The organism is Streptomyces sp. NBC_00984 (genome assembly GCF_045162475.1).
Taxonomy (GTDB): Bacteria; Actinomycetota; Actinomycetes; order Streptomycetales; family Streptomycetaceae; genus Streptomyces.
Map to the genome: position 1 here is coordinate 5,136,526 of NZ_CP108734.1, position 13,587 is coordinate 5,150,112.

Annotated in this window: 13 protein-coding genes; 9 read left to right on the forward strand and 4 right to left on the reverse strand. The window is 69.8% G+C overall.

Annotation, left to right across the window (positions count from 1 at the left end; translation table 11 throughout):
- From nadC to OG520_RS22930, 7 genes are all read left to right on the forward strand, one after another.
- On the forward strand, window positions 1-1,044 hold the full coding sequence (gene nadC, locus OG520_RS22900) for a carboxylating nicotinate-nucleotide diphosphorylase (RefSeq protein WP_399329450.1): 1,044 nt from the start codon (window positions 1-3) through the stop codon (window positions 1,042-1,044).
- Window positions 1,044-1,841, forward strand: coding sequence for a type III pantothenate kinase (locus OG520_RS22905; protein WP_266417696.1), 798 nt, complete (start codon window positions 1,044-1,046; stop codon window positions 1,839-1,841). The genes nadC and OG520_RS22905 overlap by 1 nt, the downstream gene beginning before the upstream one ends.
- Window positions 1,842-1,979: 138 nt before the next feature.
- Window positions 1,980-2,564: a hypothetical protein gene (locus OG520_RS22910; protein WP_406016541.1), complete on the forward strand. Its 585-nt coding sequence runs from the start codon at window positions 1,980-1,982 to the stop codon at window positions 2,562-2,564.
- A 48-nt stretch (window positions 2,565-2,612) separates the two neighbouring features.
- Entirely contained in the window at window positions 2,613-2,792 is a 180-nt protein-coding gene (locus OG520_RS22915) for a hypothetical protein (RefSeq protein WP_376211181.1), read from the forward strand.
- A 109-nt stretch (window positions 2,793-2,901) separates the two neighbouring features.
- Window positions 2,902-3,402, forward strand: a complete 501-nt coding sequence (locus tag OG520_RS22920; protein WP_406014419.1) for a BlaI/MecI/CopY family transcriptional regulator — start codon at window positions 2,902-2,904, stop codon at window positions 3,400-3,402.
- A gap of 9 nt (window positions 3,403-3,411) precedes the next feature.
- Window positions 3,412-3,969: an amino-acid N-acetyltransferase gene (locus OG520_RS22925; protein WP_406014420.1), complete on the forward strand. Its 558-nt coding sequence runs from the start codon at window positions 3,412-3,414 to the stop codon at window positions 3,967-3,969.
- A 157-nt stretch (window positions 3,970-4,126) separates the two neighbouring features.
- Complete coding sequence (locus OG520_RS22930; protein ID WP_266417706.1) at window positions 4,127-4,462, forward strand: Lsr2 family protein; 336 nt, start codon at window positions 4,127-4,129, stop codon at window positions 4,460-4,462.
- Here OG520_RS22930 and OG520_RS22935 read toward each other — a convergent pair.
- On the reverse strand, window positions 4,441-5,046 hold the full coding sequence (locus OG520_RS22935; RefSeq protein ID WP_266417708.1) for an SCO3374 family protein: 606 nt from the start codon (window positions 5,044-5,046) through the stop codon (window positions 4,441-4,443). The two genes, OG520_RS22930 and OG520_RS22935, sit on opposite strands and share 22 nt — an antisense overlap.
- 428 nt (window positions 5,047-5,474) lie before the next feature.
- On the opposite strand from OG520_RS22935, the gene OG520_RS22940 reads away from it, so the two are divergent.
- Complete coding sequence (locus tag OG520_RS22940; RefSeq protein WP_329820414.1) at window positions 5,475-8,003, forward strand: ATP-dependent Clp protease ATP-binding subunit; 2,529 nt, start codon at window positions 5,475-5,477, stop codon at window positions 8,001-8,003.
- A gap of 90 nt (window positions 8,004-8,093) precedes the next feature.
- Here the strand turns inward: OG520_RS22940 and OG520_RS22945 are convergent, their stop codons facing one another.
- Together OG520_RS22945 and OG520_RS22950 are read right to left on the reverse strand one after the other, a co-directional pair.
- Window positions 8,094-11,303 carry an NACHT domain-containing protein gene (locus OG520_RS22945; RefSeq protein WP_406014421.1) on the reverse strand — a complete coding sequence of 1,070 codons (3,210 nt, stop codon included), beginning with the start codon at window positions 11,301-11,303 and terminating at the stop codon, window positions 8,094-8,096.
- Window positions 11,300-11,662, reverse strand: a complete 363-nt coding sequence (locus OG520_RS22950; protein WP_399329455.1) for a trypco2 family protein — start codon at window positions 11,660-11,662, stop codon at window positions 11,300-11,302. The genes OG520_RS22945 and OG520_RS22950 overlap by 4 nt, the downstream gene beginning before the upstream one ends.
- Before the next feature lie 464 nt (window positions 11,663-12,126).
- Between OG520_RS22950 and OG520_RS22955 the strand changes: the two genes are divergently transcribed.
- Complete coding sequence (locus OG520_RS22955; protein ID WP_406014422.1) at window positions 12,127-12,837, forward strand: M23 family metallopeptidase; 711 nt, start codon at window positions 12,127-12,129, stop codon at window positions 12,835-12,837.
- Window positions 12,838-12,857: 20 nt separating this feature from the next.
- On the opposite strand, the gene OG520_RS22960 is transcribed toward OG520_RS22955, so the two are convergent.
- The gene (locus tag OG520_RS22960; protein WP_399336564.1) at window positions 12,858-13,466 is read right to left on the reverse strand and encodes a TetR/AcrR family transcriptional regulator; all 609 of its coding nucleotides are present in this window, start codon (window positions 13,464-13,466) and stop codon (window positions 12,858-12,860) included.
- Between the last annotated feature and the right edge of the window lie 121 nt (window positions 13,467-13,587).

Here is a 13,587-nt window from a genome sequence, read left to right on the forward strand (position 1 = left end):
GTGAGCACGCCCGAAGAGAATCCGCGCCCCACACCCGTGGACGTACCGCTGATCCAGATCGGCGCGCCCGCACCGTCCGCGGGCGGCTGCGGGGACGGCTGCGGCTGCGGCGGGGACGATTACTACGAGGTCGATCCGTTGGAGTGCGGCCTCGACCCCGCCCTCGCCCAGCTCCTCGCCGACGCGGGCCTGGACCCGGTCCAGGTCGAGGACGTCGCGCACGTCGCCATCGAGGAGGACCTCGACGGCGGTGTGGACGTCACCACCGTCGCGACCGTCGCCGAGGACGCCGTGGCCACCGGCGACTTCACCGCCCGCGAGGCAGGCGTCGTGGCCGGTCTGCGCGTCGCCGAGGCCGTCCTGTCCATCGTCTGCACGGACGAGTTCGCGGTCGAGCGCCACGTCGAGGACGGCGACCGGGTCGCCCCCGGACAGAAGCTGCTGACCGTCACCACCCGCACCCGCGACCTGCTCACCGGCGAGCGCAGCGCGCTCAACCTGTTGTGCAGGCTCTCCGGCATCGCGACCGCCACCCGCGCCTGGGCCGATGTGCTCGAAGGCACGAAGGCCAGGGTCCGCGACACCCGCAAGACCACCCCGGGCCTGCGCGCCATGGAGAAGTACGCGGTGCGCTGCGGCGGCGGCGTCAACCACCGCATGTCGCTGTCGGACGCGGCGCTGGTCAAGGACAACCACGTCATCGCGGCGGGCGGCGTGGCCGAGGCCTTCAAGCGGGTACGGGACGAGTTCCCGGACGTACCGATCGAGGTCGAGGTCGACACCCTGCAGCAGGTCCGCGAGGTGCTCGACGCGGGCGCCGACCTGATCCTGCTGGACAACTTCACCCCGCTGCAGACGGCCGAGGCGGTCGCCCTGGTCGGCGGCCGCGCGGTCCTGGAGTCCTCCGGCCGGCTCTCCCTCGACACCGCCCGCGCCTACGCCGAGGCGGGCGTCGACTACCTGGCCGTCGGCGCGCTCACCCACTCCTCGCCGATCCTCGACATCGGCCTGGACTTCCGCGCCACCGACGGGGCCGTCGTCTGATGCTGCTCACCATCGACGTCGGCAACACCCACACCGTCCTCGGCCTGTTCGACGGCGAGGAGATCGTCGAGCACTGGCGGATCTCCACCGACGCCCGCCGCACCGCCGACGAGCTCGCCGTGCTGCTCCAGGGCCTGATGGGCATGCACCCGCTGCTCGGCATGGAGCTGGGCGACGGCATCGAGGGCATCGCGATCTGCTCCACGGTCCCGGCCGTCCTGCACGAGCTGCGCGAGGTGACCCGCCGCTACTACGGCGACGTCCCCGCCGTCCTCGTCGAGCCGGGCATCAAGACCGGGGTGCCGATCCTGATGGACAACCCGAAGGAGGTCGGCGCGGACCGCATCATCAACGCGGTCGCCGCCGTCGACCTGTACGGCGGTCCGGCGATCGTCGTCGACTTCGGCACGGCCACCACCTTCGACGCGGTCTCCGCCCGGGGCGAGTACACCGGCGGTGTCATCGCCCCCGGCATCGAGATCTCGGTCGAGGCGCTCGGCGTCAAGGGCGCCCAGCTCCGCAAGATCGAGCTGGCCCGGCCGCGCAGTGTGATCGGCAAGAACACGGTCGAGGCGATGCAGTCGGGCATCATCTACGGCTTCGCCGGCCAGGTCGACGGCGTCGTCGCACGGATGAAGAAGGAGCTGGCGGCCGACCCCGAGGACGTCACCGTCATCGCGACGGGCGGCCTTGCGCCGATGGTGTTGGGCGAGTCCTCCGTCATCGACGAGCACGAGCCCTGGCTGACCCTCATCGGCCTGCGCCTGGTGTACGAGCGGAACGTGTCCCGGCTGTAGTGGACAGGCGGCGTACCTGCGGGAACGGCTTGCGGGGAGCGGGGCCGCCGCCGCGCCGCCGGCGGCCAGTTAAGCCGATTTTGTCCATTTAGCACGTATTGTCGCTCCATGCCCACGCCTTACGGATCACGCGGCGGCATGGCGTTCAGCGCGGACGAGCTGCGTGTGCTCCGACGCGCCCTGGCCATCGCCCTTCACCCCATGCCCCTACCGGACGAGGACGTCCAGGACTGCCTGCGGCTGGCCGGTGCCGTGGACGAGGCGGTCGGCGAGGCGGGACGGCTGCGCACGTTCCTCCTCGCCGACCTCGTCCGCTACCGCAACGCCCTCCCCGGCTCGGTCGGCGGCTACCTGGAGCTGCTCCAGGACGCCCTGGCGGGCGGGTACGACCCCGGCCCCGACGACCTCGCCGCGCTGCGCGCCCTGCGCCACAGGCCGGTGGCCGCGGCGCTCCTGGAGCGCTGTCAGGTGCTGGCGGAGCGGTCGGTGCAGGCCCGCCTCGCCGGACGCGTCGCGTCGGCGAGGACTCCCGCGCCGCGCAGCCGGCTCCTGGCCCTGCCCGGCGGCCGGGCGGCCGACGCCGAACCCGAACGGCCCAAGGCCCCGGCGGCACCCGCCCGGCCCAACCGGCCGTCCGGGCGCCCCGCGCCGAAGCCCTCGGAGGTCTTCCCGCCCCGCCGCCGCCCGGCGCCGCCACAGGAGGAGGAGCGCGCCGCGGGGTAGCGGAGGGGTGGCGCGGAAGTCCGTACCGGCCTCGCTACTCTGGACGCCATGGACTACGTATCCGCGCTCGTGCCCCCCGTGGTGATGGCCGCCTTTTTCATCGGCCTCGTCGTGACGATCGTCAAGAGCCAGGGCGGTCCCAACAAGGCCAAGGAGGACGCGGCCGTGGACCTGGCGATCGGCCGCGCCGAGTCGGTCCAGCAGGCACCGCGGACCGACGGCGTCTGACCCCTGCACTCCGCAGCACACGAAGGGCGCACGGCTCACCGGGAGCCGTGCGCCCTTTTGCTGCTCAAATAAACCGGTCATTCCAGGCATTTGGCACTAAAGTGTCATTGTGCCCCGCCCATTGGGAGATCTGGAAGACGCCGTGATGACACGGGTCTGGCAATGGAACCGCCCGGTCACCGTGCGGGAAGTCCTTGAAGACCTTCAGCAGGAACGCTCCATCGCCTACACCACCGTCATGACGGTAATGGACAATCTCCATCAGAAGGGCTGGGTGCGCAGGGAAGTCGACGGCCGCGCATATAGATATACGGCGGTCTCCACCCGCGCCGCCTACTCGGCCGCACTGATGAACGAAGCATGGTCGCGCAGCGACAACCCCGCGGCCGCTCTTGTCGCCTTCTTCGGCATGATGTCCGCCCAGCAGCGCGAGGCCCTCCAGGACGCCATGCGGATCGTTCTGCCCGACCTGTCCGGAGCCCCCGGGCCCACGCCCGGCGAACCGGCCGGGGCGGCGACGGGTGAACCGGCCGATGGACCAGCCGGAGAAGCGGCCGGAGAAGCGGCCGGAGATCCGGCCGATGGGGCGGGCCCGGGGGCCGGGCGATAGCGTCGGGGTATGCCCCCAGAGCTTCCTCATGCCGATTCCCGTACCGAACCGGCGGTCATAAACACGGCCATCACAGTCCGACGTGCCAGGACCAGTGATGTGGCATCGGTCCGCCGTCTCCTCGACGGGTACGTACGCGAAGGCATCCTGCTGGACAAAGCGACCGTGACGCTTTACGAGGACATCCAGGAGTTCTGGATCGCGGAACGCGACGAGGACGCCCGTGTCATCGGCTGCGGCGCACTGCACGTGATGTGGGAAGACCTCGCCGAAGTGCGTACTCTCGCCGTCGATCACAGCATCAGGGGTGCCGGAGTCGGTCATCAAGTGCTGGACAAGTTGTTGCAGACCGCCCGCTGGCTGGGCGTCCGGCGGGTTTTCTGTCTCACCTTCGAAGTGGACTTCTTCGCGAAGCACGGCTTCGTGGAGATCGGAGAGACGCCGGTCGACGGAGATGTCTACAGCGAGCTGCTGCGTTCCTATGACGAGGGTGTAGCAGAGTTCCTGGGTCTCGAACGAGTGAAGCCGAACACCTTGGGCAACAGTCGGATGCTTCTGCATCTGTGACCGCCATCTGCGACCGCCACAAGAAGCCGGAACCCTATGTCCGAATCGCGCATGTTTCCCGTCTTCTCGTGATCCTGAACCTCTCCCGGGGGTTTGTGTTTTCCGGGGAAAAGCGGTTTCCTTTCCGCGTACTGCATTTTCGATGAAAGGGAATCCAGTGGCACAGAAGGTTCAGGTCCTTCTTGTCGATGACCTCGACGGCGGCGAGGCGGACGAGACGGTCACGTTCGCTCTCGATGGCAAGACGTACGAGATTGACCTCACGACGAGCAACGCGGACAAGCTCCGTGGTCTTCTTGAGCCGTACACCAAGGGTGGTCGGCGTACGGGTGGCCGCGCGTCGGCCGGCCGTGGCAAGGGCCGCGCCGTTACGGGTGGCAACAAGGACACCGCCGAGATCCGTAAGTGGGCCCGCGAGAACGGCCACAATGTGAATGACCGTGGCCGTGTTCCCGCGGAGATCCGCGAAGCTTACGAGAAGGCCAACGGCTGAGCTGTCGACCCGACCGTCGACGGCCCTGTCCGGGCAAGCATCAACCGGGCCCGGTGGCATTCCGTCGCCACCGCGTCCACCAGCCGTACGAGATCGGGAGCACCCCCACCCCTGCTCCCGAGGCCGGCGAGGGCCGGGAACTCCGACCCTTCCTCGTGTCGTGGCCCAGGGGGTCGCAGCCATGCGGCGGCCCCCGGCCGGCCCGCCATCCGTCCGGGCGGCACCGGCGCCGTGATCCGGCCGCCCGCACCGATGGCGGTCAGGGAGAGGGCGACGCCTCCCCACTCCAGCCAGTCGAGCAGTCCGGGCAGCTCGTCGGCGCTTCCCACCGCCACCAGCAGGCTCATCCGCGCGCCCGACAGCGCCACGGGCCCGGTGCGGTCCAGCCGCCGCAGCGCCGCCTGACCGGCGGCCGCGGGAACCTGGAGCACGTCGAACCGCAGCCCGGTCAGCAGGCGCACCGGTGCGGTGCCCGCCGTCGCCCAGCCGAGTTCGCGTTCGTACCACTGCGCCCACCGGGCGCAGTCGCCGCTCTCCCGCTCGCCGGTGACCGACGGCACGGGACGCGGGACGGTGATGGCCATGCCGGAAGAACGGCCCGGAGACCTCCGGAGTTACGCAGAGTCCCCGAGCGGGCGCGCAATGTGTCCGGGATGGGTGCGTAGGGGCGCATTCGGGAACGCCAATATGTTCGCCCGTAGCGGAGGGAACCGGCGTGCACCGCATGGACTGTCTGTAATTGCGGGTAAGACATCCCTAGTGGGGAGGGGCGACACGCAGGTTCGGGCATCTCACGTTCGCCATCGGCGTACTGGCGAAAGGGGTATCTGCCTGGCCTGCGGGAACATCGTCTCGCACCATCGGGTTGGAGAAGTTGTCAGCGTTCGGGGCAGGAGGCCAAGGACGGTGTCGGCAGTTGGAATGAGCGGTCCCCGCTTGCGGGACTAAGCTGCGGAAGGACAGGGAGGGGACCGACCCCTTACTGCCTGACCGCTCTGAGGAGCGATTAACGATGTTCGAGAGGTTCACCGACCGCGCGCGGCGGGTTGTCGTCCTGGCTCAGGAAGAAGCCCGGATGCTCAACCACAACTACATCGGCACCGAGCACATCCTCCTGGGCCTTATCCACGAGGGTGAGGGTGTCGCCGCTAAGGCCCTGGAGAGCCTCGGGATTTCGCTCGAGGCGGTCCGCCAGCAGGTGGAGGAGATCATCGGCCAGGGCCAGCAGGCCCCGTCCGGGCACATCCCCTTCACGCCCCGGGCCAAGAAGGTCCTGGAGCTCTCGCTCCGCGAGGCCCTCCAGCTCGGCCACAACTACATCGGCACCGAGCACATCCTGCTCGGCCTGATCCGCGAGGGCGAGGGCGTCGCCGCCCAGGTCCTCGTGAAGCTGGGCGCCGACCTGAACCGGGTGCGGCAGCAGGTCATCCAGCTGCTCTCCGGGTACTCGGGCAGCAAGGAGGCGGCGACCGCGGGCGGCCCCGCGGAAGGCACGCCCTCCACGTCCCTGGTGCTCGACCAGTTCGGCCGGAATCTCACCCAGGCCGCTCGCGAATCCAAGCTCGACCCGGTCATCGGGCGCGAGAAGGAGATCGAGCGGGTCATGCAGGTGCTGTCCCGCCGCACCAAGAACAACCCGGTTCTCATCGGCGAGCCCGGCGTCGGCAAGACGGCGGTCGTCGAGGGACTGGCGCAGGCCATCGTCAAGGGCGAGGTGCCCGAGACCCTCAAGGACAAGCACCTCTACACCCTCGACCTCGGCGCGCTGGTCGCCGGCTCCCGCTACCGCGGTGACTTCGAGGAGCGCCTGAAGAAGGTCCTCAAGGAGATCCGCACCCGCGGCGACATCATCCTGTTCATCGACGAGCTCCACACCCTCGTGGGTGCGGGTGCCGCCGAGGGCGCGATCGACGCCGCCAGCATCCTCAAGCCGATGCTGGCCCGCGGCGAGCTCCAGACCATCGGTGCCACCACGCTCGACGAGTACCGCAAGCACCTGGAGAAGGACGCCGCTCTTGAGCGCCGCTTCCAGCCCATCCAGGTCGCGGAGCCGTCGCTGCCGCACACCATCGAGATCCTCAAGGGTCTGCGCGACCGCTACGAGGCCCACCACCGCGTCTCCATCACGGACGAGGCGCTGGTCCAGGCCGCGACGCTGGCCGACCGGTACATCTCGGACCGCTTCCTGCCGGACAAGGCGATCGACCTGATCGACGAGGCCGGCTCCCGGATGCGCATCCGCCGGATGACCGCGCCGCCGGACCTCCGCGAGTTCGACGAGAAGATCGCGGGCGTCCGCCGCGACAAGGAGTCGGCCATCGACTCCCAGGACTTCGAGAAGGCGGCTTCCCTCCGTGACAAGGAGAAGCAGCTGCTGGCGGCGAAGACCAAGCGCGAGAAGGAGTGGAAGGCCGGCGACATGGACGTCGTGGCCGAGGTCGACGGCGAGCTGATCGCCGAGGTCCTGGCCACCGCGACCGGCATCCCGGTCTTCAAGCTGACGGAGGAGGAGTCCTCCCGTCTGCTGCGCATGGAGGACGAGCTCCACAAGCGCGTCATCGGGCAGAAGGACGCCATCAAGGCCCTCTCGCAGGCGATCCGCCGTACGCGAGCCGGTCTGAAGGACCCGAAGCGCCCCGGTGGCTCGTTCATCTTCGCCGGCCCGTCCGGTGTCGGTAAGACGGAGCTCTCCAAGACGCTCGCCGAATTCCTCTTCGGTGACGAGGACGCGCTGATCGCCCTCGACATGTCGGAGTTCAGCGAGAAGCACACGGTTTCCCGCCTCTTCGGTTCTCCCCCCGGTTACGTGGGTTACGAAGAGGGCGGCCAGCTCACCGAGAAGGTGCGCCGCAAGCCGTTCTCCGTCGTCCTCTTCGACGAGGTCGAGAAGGCCCACCCCGATATCTTCAATTCCCTGCTCCAGATTCTGGAAGACGGTCGCCTGACCGACTCCCAGGGCCGGGTCGTGGACTTCAAGAACACGGTCATCATCATGACGACCAACCTCGGGACCCGGGACATCTCCAAGGGCTTCAACCTGGGCTTCGCCGCCCAGGGTGACGTCAAGACCGGCTACGAGCGGATGAAGAACAAGGTCAACGAAGAGCTCAAGCAGCACTTCCGCCCCGAGTTCCTCAACCGTGTCGACGACACGGTCGTCTTCCACCAGCTCACCGAGGAAGACATCATCCAGATCGTCGACCTCATGCTCGCCAAGGTGGACGAGCGCCTGAAGGACCGCGACATGGGCATCGAGCTGAGCTCGGAAGCCAAGTCGCTCCTGGCGAAGAAGGGCTACGACCCCGTGATGGGCGCCCGGCCGCTGCGCCGGACGATCCAGCGCGAGATCGAGGACATCCTCTCCGAGAAGATCCTCTTCGGTGAGCTGCGCCCCGGTCACATCGTGGTCGTCGGCACCGAGGGCGAGGGCGAGGAGAAGACCTTCACCTTCCGCGGCGAGGAGAAGTCGGCGCTGCCCGACGTCCCCCCGATCGAGCAGGCGGCAGGCGGCGCGGGCCCGAACATGTCGAAGGACGTGTGAGGACGCCCCCGAGCGCCTGAGCAGAAGCAGAAGGGGCTGCCCCGGACCGTGCGAACGGTCCGGGGCAGCCCCTTCTGCCGTGTCGAGGGGTCAGCGGTGTGGGTCGTCGCCCACGATCGTTGCGGGGCCGGCCGCCACCTCGCAGTCGGGCATCGCCCGGATCGGGGAAATGTCGATGCGGTCGACATGCCTGGGCGACACGATCACCACCCGCTTCAGAGCGGGGAAGACCCGGGGGATCTGTTCCATTTCGAGCACATCGGTGTCGAGGTAGAGGTCCAGGCTGCCGAGGGAAGGCACGGGCTGTTCTCCGGTGAACTCCGTCGCGGACGACAGGGGCAGGGTGAGGTGGATCACCTGCGGAGCCCGCCGGAGAGCGGCGAGCAGCGGTCGGACCGGGGTGCGGGTTCCCAGTCCGAGCCGGCGCAGGTTCGTCCAGCCGTCGAGCGAGTCCACCTCCAGTGAGGCTGCCTGCTCGATGGTCAGTGTGCTCAGCTGAGGGTGGGCGGGCAGCTGGGAGAGCCGTTCGGCCGTCAGGCGGCTGAGCCACAGGGAGTGCAGTTCTCCCGAAGCCGTGGCGGCCAGTGCACTGCCGGGGAGATGGCTCATGTCGAGCTCGACCACCTTCAGCGCGGGGAGCCCGGTGAGGGGGCCGAGGTCCCGTACGCCAGGACAGTCGCTCAGCGACAGGGACTCGAGCTGCTCGGCGCAGTCCGTCAGGAACGAGAGGTCGGTCAGGCAGGGGTTCCGCAGGAAGGCCAGTCCGGTCCATGGGCCGTCGCGCAGGGCGGCGTGGAGTTCGGCGGCGGTGAGGGCCCCGGCGATCTCCAGGTTCGTGGCGGACGGCAGGTCGCGCAGTGCTGCCAGCTTCTCCGGGGCGTCGATCTGCAGGGCGTCGTGCGTCAGATCGCAGGTGGCAAGGACCTGCTGGGCGTATGCCCGTACCGGGTACCTGTTCCAGTACGCCTCGAACAGGTGGCTGTGTTCCGGGTGGGCGAGTGCCCAGCGGCGGGCGTGCGGTATGGCCTCCGGCCCGCCGATTTCGCTGATCAGGTCGATGAACAGGCCGGCCTGCTCCCTGCCGGATACGTTGGCCGGGTCCGGCAGATGGTCCAGAGCGGCCGGACCGAGCCGGGCGAGCAGCCGTACGTCCGCGTGGTCCCTCGGCGGGAACAGCGCCCCGACGGCCGTGCGGACCCTGTCCCGTGTCGTCTCGTCCAGCCAGGTCGCGTGCTGCGCGCAGAGCGCGGCCAGGACGACGACCTCGTCCCGGGTGACGGTGTCGGCGGGGCCGGGCCGCGCGTCCAGCAGCCCGTTGACCAGTACCGGGTGTTCCCGGCGGCCGCAGTGGCCGGCCGAGAGCAGGATGACGTCGTACCAGTGCTGTGCGCCCGCCCGGCCGAGCAGTTCGTTCAGCTGGTCGCCCTCGATGAACTCCTTCGCGGCGAGGAAGTCCTGGAAGGTGCGGTGGGCGAACTGGTAGACGTCGTCGGCGCGCTCCTGGAGGACTCCGCTGCGGTTCAGCAGATGGGTCAGGATCTCCTCGGCCGAGCCCTGGCCGCGCAGCCGTTCCATGCCCGGCAGGGCGCGTTCCAGCTGGTGCAGCGCCGCGGAGCGGTGGAGCTCCGACTGGCCGCCCCGCACCAGCCAGATCGCGATGCGCTGGAGGAGCTGGGCCTGCTCCGCCACGTTCGTCGTGATGCCCTCGGGAGCCTCGATCCTGCGCTGCTTGTCGCGGTCGCCGAGCAGCAGCGTGAGGGCCGAGTCGTACAGGCTCCAGCGGGTCTCCGGCAGGATGCCCTGGCGGCGTCGGTGCAGGGCGCAGATCACCGCGCAGAGCAGTGGCGTACGGGCCAGGTCGCGCAGGGTCCGGTTCCGGGCGAACTGCTGGATCAGGTCCCGTTCCAGCCTGCCGAGCGTCTCGTGGTCCTCGTCGTCCAGCCGGGCGGCCCGGTGCCAGGCGGCGACGAAGGCCTCGATGTCCTCGTCCCGCATCGGCAGCAGCCGCAGCTCGTCGAAGTCCTGGGACATCAGCCAGCCCGGCTCGACGGCCAGCGGGCGCACCGTGGCCACACAGCGGATGTCCGGGTACCGGTCGAGGAGACGGGACAGCCACTCGTGCGCCTGCTCGCGGTCGTCGCGCGGGACCTCGTCCAGACCGTCGACCAGCAGCAGCGCCCGGCCCGACTCCAGCACCCGGCCGACCCAGCCCCCGGGAGCCTCGTCGATCACCAGCCGGGCCGCGTCGGGGAGCTGCGCGGGGGCGGGGAACGTGCCGCCCTGGGCGCGCAGGGTGCGCAGCGGTACGACGAACGGGACCAGGCCGTTGAGCGGGGCCAGCTCCGGGCCCAGCGTGCCGGCCGAGGCGTGCGCCGCCAGCCACCAGAGCAGCGTGGTCTTGCCGGCGCCCGCGTCGCCGCGCAGCAGGACCCGGGGGCGGTCCGGGAGCAGCGTGTCGATCCGCATGGGCGACGGCCCCGCGCGCCCGGAGGCCTGCTGGGCCTCCAGGCTCAGGTACGCGGTGTCCAGATCCCACTCGGAGTCGCGCCGGCCCAGCTCGTCGAGGCCGAAGATCTTCGTACGGCGGTACGCGGCCCCGAGCGCCGCCGCGTACTCCTCCTCGTACCGCGCGTCCCTGGGGAAGCGGCCGTGGACCTGCTCGTGGCGCAGTGCCGTGCCGGTCTGCCGGTAGACGAGCTCGAACGGCTGCGAGGCGATGAGCGGGGCGAGCGGTACGCACTCCACGCGCCGGCCGCCGCGCTGCCGGGGGATCTGCCGGGCGATGCCGATGAGGACGTTCCCGGCGAAGACCGGTCCGCCGGACATGCCGCGCAGCGACGGGGGCTCCGAGTCGTTTCCCGGGGGCGGCGGGCCGTCCAGCTCGCAGACCAGCAGTCCGCGCAGGTGTCCGGCCATCGGCAGGGCGGTGGCCGTGTACTGGTCGGCCTCCAGATGCCGCTCGGGGCCGTACCGCTGGATGTCGGGGAAGCCGGTGATCTCGCATCCGGAGACGGCCTGCTCGGAGTGGAGGACGCCGAGCCGTACCGCGGAGACCGGGAGCACCGGTTCGGCGGTCAGCAGGAGGGCGGCGTCGAGGTCGTGGTCGACCCAGGCGACCGTTGCCGTCGCGTGGTCCGCCCGCCCGGGGTGGGCGACGGTGGCCCGGCTGCCGCCCCGGACCACATGGGCGCAGGTCAGCACGAGCCGGTCGGTGAGCAGGGCGCCGCTGCCCTGGACGGTTCCGGCGCCGAGGACGACGACCGTGCGCGCCGCGGGCGCGGTGGGCAGCGCGGTGGTCACGGCCGTGCCGCCCCGCCGCCGAAGCGGGCGGTGCTGCCCTGGTCCCCGTGGCCGATCTGCCAGGGCCCGCCGGTCGCGGCGTCGCGCGGCTTCAGGGTGAACGCGACCTTGTGCGTGCGGCCGGTCGCGCGGGAGGCATCGGCGCCCGCCTCGACCACCCAGGCCTTGACCTTGCCGCCGCCCTTGATCTCCTTGCGGAGTTCGAGGGTGAACTCCATCTGGATGTCGCCGACCTCGAAGGCCACGGGGCGGCCGGTGGCGCGGCCCGCGGCGTCGATGAGCTGGTTGCGGATCGACTCGACGGCGTCGGCGAGTTCGATGCCATCCATGTCGCTGGTGTCCGCGGCGTCACTGGCCATGGCATGCCCCCCGGAGTCGGCCTGGTCGTCGGGTCAGCCTAAGGGCTGTCCCGCGCACAGGCCGAAGGTCCCGAAACGGACAGCCTTCGGGCCCGCCGACGGTGACAAGGCGCACAGCCCGTTCCGGGCCTACTAGGCGCGGTAGGGGAGGGTGCCGTGATCACCGCGGGGGCCTTCGGCCCTGCGGTGGAGGGGGCTTTCGGTGCCGGACACCCAGGGGCCCGGATCGCTGGGATCTGTCCGATTCGAGCGGTTTGGAACTGGGGTTAAACCTGGCCGGAACAAGAGTTTCGACGGGTTCGGGCGCGCGTCGCGCGAAACCCGCTGCGGCGAATTCCCGGGGCTCGGGATACGGCTTTTGTTCGTAGATGGGGTGTTTGAGCAATGGCCGGGGTACGGGTTACCAAGGAATGGCCAGCCCGGCCGGAGCGCCGGGTCCAGTCATCTCCGGAGGTTCTCCGCTTATGTCGAAGCGCGTTTCGTTCCAGCACTCCCGCCGTCCGTCCCTGTCCCGTGTCCGTGGCGCCGTCGTGGCAGCCGGCCTGGGGACGTCGATGGTTCTCGGTGCGGGCGCTGCGTTCGCGGCCGGCTCGGCGGGCGCCCCGGATTCCGTGAACCTGATCAACGCCGGCGCGGCCGAATCGGTCGCCGAGCAGGCGGCCGTGCAGGGCAAGGTCGCCGAGAAGGCCGCGGCCAAGAAGGCGGCGGCGGTCAAGAAGGCGGCCGCGGCGAAGAAGGCCGCCCTGAAGAAGGCCCAGAGCTGGGAGGCCCCGGTGAGCCGCTACGAGCTGAGCGCGAGCTTCGGCAACGACGGCAGCCGCTGGGCGCACAAGCACTCCGGCCAGGACTTCGCCGTGCCGATCGGCACCAAGGTCGAGGCCGCGCACACCGGCACCGTCGTGAAGGCCGGCCCCAACGGCGGCGGCGACGGTCCCGCGTACGGCAACGCCGTCGTGATCAAGCACGCCAACGGCACGTACTCGCAGTACGCCCACCTGTCGAAGATCGAAGTGCGCATCGGCGAGACCGTGAAGACCGGCGAAAAGATCGCGCTCTCCGGCAACACCGGCAACTCCAGCGGCCCGCACCTGCACTTCGAGATCCGGCACACCGCCGACTACGGCTCCGCGGTCAACCCGGTCAGCTTCCTGCACAAGGAGGGCGTGCGCGTCTGATCCGGACGCCCCTGCCCGCGTTACTCCGCGGACCCCTGCCCGCGTTGCTCCGCGGACTCCTGGCCGTGTGCCCGGGTGACCAGTTCGAAGGCGACTTCGAGGACGGCCTTGCGCTTCTCCTCGGGGTCGCCTTCGAGGTCCTTGAGGGCGAACAGGCCCGCGTGCGTCGCGAAGAGCGCGGTGGAGCAGCGCACCTGGTCGGTCAGTGACGCGCCGGGTTCCTGGATCAGGGCGAACAGAGCGACGACGCGTTGCTTGATGGTCACCCCGATGCTCAGGTCCCGTACGGCCGCCTGGTTCTCCTGCATGAAGCGGAACAGCGGGGCGGCGCCGATCAGGGCCTCGCTGTAGCGGCTGAGGATCTCCTTCTTCGTCTCCAGGGTGCGCGGCTGTTCCTTGCCCCAGGCGAGCAGCTCCTCGACCGGGCGGTTGAGGTCCTCGAAGATGCTGACCAGGATGTCTTCCTTGGTCTTGAAGTGGTAGTACAGCGCGGCCTTGGTGACGTCCAGCCGCTCGGAGATCTCGCGGAGCGAGGTCTTCTCGTAGCCCTGTTCGGCGAAGAGCTCCAGGGCGACGTCCTGAATGCGCTGGCGCGTGTTGCCACGGCGCTGGTGCGGCGTGCTCCCCATGAAGCTCTCCCTTAAAAAAACTTACTTGACGCCCGGCTAGTTGGGGTCTACTTTCCCCAGTGTAGTTACTAGCCGGGCGGCAAGTAAGTGTCTGGCCCGCACAGAGGATCACAGGGGAGTG

Coding starts and splice junctions, on each gene's coding strand:
- OG520_RS22905 (WP_266417696.1), top strand. CDS start 1,044: ATGCTGCTCACCATCGACGTCGGCAACACCCACACCGTCCTCGGCCTG.
- OG520_RS22910 (WP_406016541.1), top strand. CDS start 1,980: ATGGCGTTCAGCGCGGACGAGCTGCGTGTGCTCCGACGCGCCCTGGCC.
- OG520_RS22915 (WP_376211181.1), top strand. CDS start 2,613: ATGGACTACGTATCCGCGCTCGTGCCCCCCGTGGTGATGGCCGCCTTT.
- OG520_RS22925 (WP_406014420.1), top strand. CDS start 3,412: ATGCCCCCAGAGCTTCCTCATGCCGATTCCCGTACCGAACCGGCGGTC.
- OG520_RS22935 (WP_266417708.1), bottom strand. CDS start 5,046: ATGGCCATCACCGTCCCGCGTCCCGTGCCGTCGGTCACCGGCGAGCGG.
- OG520_RS22940 (WP_329820414.1), top strand. CDS start 5,475: ATGTTCGAGAGGTTCACCGACCGCGCGCGGCGGGTTGTCGTCCTGGCT.
- OG520_RS22950 (WP_399329455.1), bottom strand. CDS start 11,662: ATGGCCAGTGACGCCGCGGACACCAGCGACATGGATGGCATCGAACTC.
- OG520_RS22955 (WP_406014422.1), top strand. CDS start 12,127: ATGTCGAAGCGCGTTTCGTTCCAGCACTCCCGCCGTCCGTCCCTGTCC.
- OG520_RS22960 (WP_399336564.1), bottom strand. CDS start 13,466: ATGGGGAGCACGCCGCACCAGCGCCGTGGCAACACGCGCCAGCGCATT.